The sequence below is a fragment of the Mycobacterium sp. genome (assembly GCF_019243155.1).
In the GTDB taxonomy this organism is placed as follows: domain Bacteria; phylum Actinomycetota; class Actinomycetes; order Mycobacteriales; family Mycobacteriaceae; genus Mycobacterium.
This window is the reverse complement of sequence record NZ_JAFAUS010000285.1, coordinates 1-2,594: the sequence shown is the minus strand read 5'-3', so window position 1 is coordinate 2,594 and position 2,594 is coordinate 1. Positions and strand designations below refer to the sequence as shown.

4 protein-coding genes and 1 pseudogene are annotated in these 2,594 nt (G+C 64.3%); 4 read left to right on the top strand and 1 reads right to left on the bottom strand.

Translation table 11 applies throughout. The features are described 5' to 3' along the window. From JOZ00_RS14075 to JOZ00_RS14060, 4 genes are all read left to right on the top strand, one after another. The coding region (locus tag JOZ00_RS14075; protein ID WP_293344565.1) for a hypothetical protein at window positions 1–221 on the top strand (221 nt) is incomplete at its 5' end. A 270-nt stretch (window positions 222–491) separates the two neighbouring features. Then, window positions 492–827, top strand: a complete 336-nt coding sequence (locus tag JOZ00_RS14070) for a lipocalin-like domain-containing protein (RefSeq protein WP_293344564.1) — start codon at window positions 492–494, stop codon at window positions 825–827. Between the two features lie 30 nt (window positions 828–857). Further along, window positions 858–1,619: an SDR family oxidoreductase gene (locus tag JOZ00_RS14065; protein ID WP_293344563.1), complete on the top strand. Its 762-nt coding sequence runs from the start codon at window positions 858–860 to the stop codon at window positions 1,617–1,619. An 11-nt stretch (window positions 1,620–1,630) separates the two neighbouring features. Continuing rightward, window positions 1,631–2,329 carry a Type 1 glutamine amidotransferase-like domain-containing protein gene (locus tag JOZ00_RS14060; RefSeq protein WP_293344562.1) on the top strand — a complete coding sequence of 233 codons (699 nt, stop codon included), beginning with the start codon at window positions 1,631–1,633 and terminating at the stop codon, window positions 2,327–2,329. Window positions 2,330–2,339: 10 nt separating this feature from the next. On the opposite strand, the pseudogene JOZ00_RS14055 reads toward JOZ00_RS14060, so the two are convergent. Continuing rightward, window positions 2,340–2,594: pseudogene (locus JOZ00_RS14055) on the bottom strand (hypothetical protein); the annotation flags it as partial.

The following is a 2,594-nucleotide window of genomic DNA, read 5'->3' as shown; positions in this document are numbered from 1 at the left end:
TCACCGATATCGAGGGATCAACCGCGGCATGGGAGGCCGACGCCGAGGCCATGGCCGCAGCGCTCGCACGACATGACGAGCTCGTCGAACAGGTCGTCACGTCGCGCGGCGGACGTCTGATCAAAACCCGCGGCGAGGATGATGCGCGCGGGTATCCTCACGCGCGGGCTTCGAAGCTCAATGGCGAGGGATCGACGTCTTCACGGTCGACGGCGGCTTGAGAAATCGCAGCGAGACGTTCGACGAACACGACCTCGAATCCGCACTCGCAAGATTCGAGAGCTCGCCCCGCCCCCGCCGCCCATTGAGAACGGCGAAACCTAGGGTTAACTCGCGTTGATCAGGGCGCCGCTGTCTTTGAGCTCGTGGATCTGGCTACCGGTGCAGCCAAGCTCTTTGAGGATTTCCTCGTTGTATTCCCCTCGGAAGCGAGTATTTGATCGCTCAGGGTTCCGTCGTGACCGCTGAAATGCCAAGGCGGCGCAGGGATCATGTACACCGCCGACGGCTACATGTCCGCACAGATCATGCGCGCCGACCGCCCAGACTTTGAGTTGGGTGATCTGACCGCTGCCCACAAGGACGAACTCCCGAACGCCGCCAGCGGATACCTGGCCTACTCGGGTCCCTACAGCGTGACCGATGGCGTCCTGGCCCATCACGTTGACGTCAGCCTGCTGCCCAACTGGATCGGTGGAACCCAGTACCGCGCAGCACAAATCGGCGACTCACGCTTAGAATTGAGCCCGACGCATCCCGTACTCATCGACGGCGGTCAACCCCGCTTGGGCCGCTTGGTTTGGCGGCGCGCACACCCCTCTGAGTGATCGATTCGCCCCATCAGCGATCCTGAACAGATGGGACTACTTGACCACAAGACCGCGGTCATCACCGGTGGCAACTCCGGCATCGGATTGGCCACCGCTGAGCGGTTCATCGCCGAGGGCGCCGAGCGAGTCTTCATAACCGGCCGACGGCGGACCGAGCTCGATTCCGCGGCAAAGGAATTGGGCCCTCGCGCAGTGGCCGTCCCAGGCGACGTCGGCAACCCTGATGATCTCGACCGACTTTATGCGGAGGTCGGCGCCGCCGGCCAGGGGCTGGATATCGTCGTCGCCAACGCCGGCGCCACCCGCGTCGCACGCCTGGGCGAGATCACCGACGACGACCTCGACGCGTTGCTCACCACCAACGTCAAGGGTGTCGTCCACACGGTGCAAAAGGCGCTGCCGCTGCTCAATGACAACGCTTCGATCATCTTGATGGGCTCGAGTACCGCCGACCGCGGTCGCGCCGGGCTCAGCATCTACGCAGCCTCGAAGGCTGCCGTGCGATCGTTGGCGCGCGCCTGGGCCAACGAGCTCGCCAGCCGCAACATTCGCGTCAACGTCATCGTCGCCGGATCCACCGCAACGCCGGGAAGTGACAACCTGGCCGCACAGACCAATCCCGACGTCACCATCGACGAATTCCGCGCCGGCCGGATCTCCACCATTCCTCTTCACCGGTTCGCCGAACCGGTCGAAATCGCTAACGTCGCTGTGTTTCTCGCCAGCGAGCTGTCCAGTTTCACCACCGGATCCACCATCACCGCCGACGGCGGATTCAACCAAGTCTGAGTGGTGAAAGCATGACCGAGACCCAACTCCAACCGCTGTATCTGCTGGCGGATAGCCAGCTGCTGTTCTGGAAGCGGCGGGGCCGCCTGCTGTTGGAAGAAGCCGTCGATGGAATTCGGACCACACCGGTCAGGGCCGCCTACATCGGCGCCTCGAACGGTGATCGTCCCGAGTACTACGACATCTTCGAGGCGGCAGTGGATGCTGCGGGGATCACCGACCGTCGCATGATCGATTCATCGTTCGGTCCCGATGACCGCGCCTTTTTGGCGAGCGCAGATTTGATCGTGCTCGCGGGCGGCGATGTGCGTCTGGGCTGGAATACGTTTGAGCGGACCGGCATGAAGGATGTGATCTTGGGCCGGTACGCCGAAGGCGCAGTGCTGGTGGGTGTTTCGGCTGGCGCAGTGCAACTCGGACTCTATGGGATCGTCGAGAAACCGGAGTCCCCCGCTACCGAGCTGCTCGATGTGTTCAAGCTCGTCCCCCCAGTTATCGACACACACGACGAGCGCGCCGAGTGGGCGCGGCTGTCGCAGGCGATTCATTCGATCGAGGGAACGGTCACCGGGCTCGGGATCCCGTCAGGCGGCGGCGTCATCGTGCATGCGGATGCCACCGTCGAGCCGCTGCGGCGTCACACCGACGAATTCCGTTTGGAGGACGGTCGCGTCTCCCACTCATTGTTGTGGGCCGAAAACGGCGAGTGACGGGCCGAAATCAGAGCCAGCCGGTGCGGGCGGCAGCGACAGGCTCGGCGGGCGCCGGCGCCAATTCGCCGTCCCGCACACCGTCGAGCATCCGCTTGACCGCGGCGACGATTTCGGGGGCCGCCGAGGCGAGTCCCTTGAGATCGGCCTCGGTAACCTCATCGGTCTCGACGCCGGCCCGGGACAGTACGGCCGCCGGATCGGCCAACTGATCGGTCAGCCAGGCCACCGGATCGGCTGACAACTCGGGGACGAACTTGCGGCG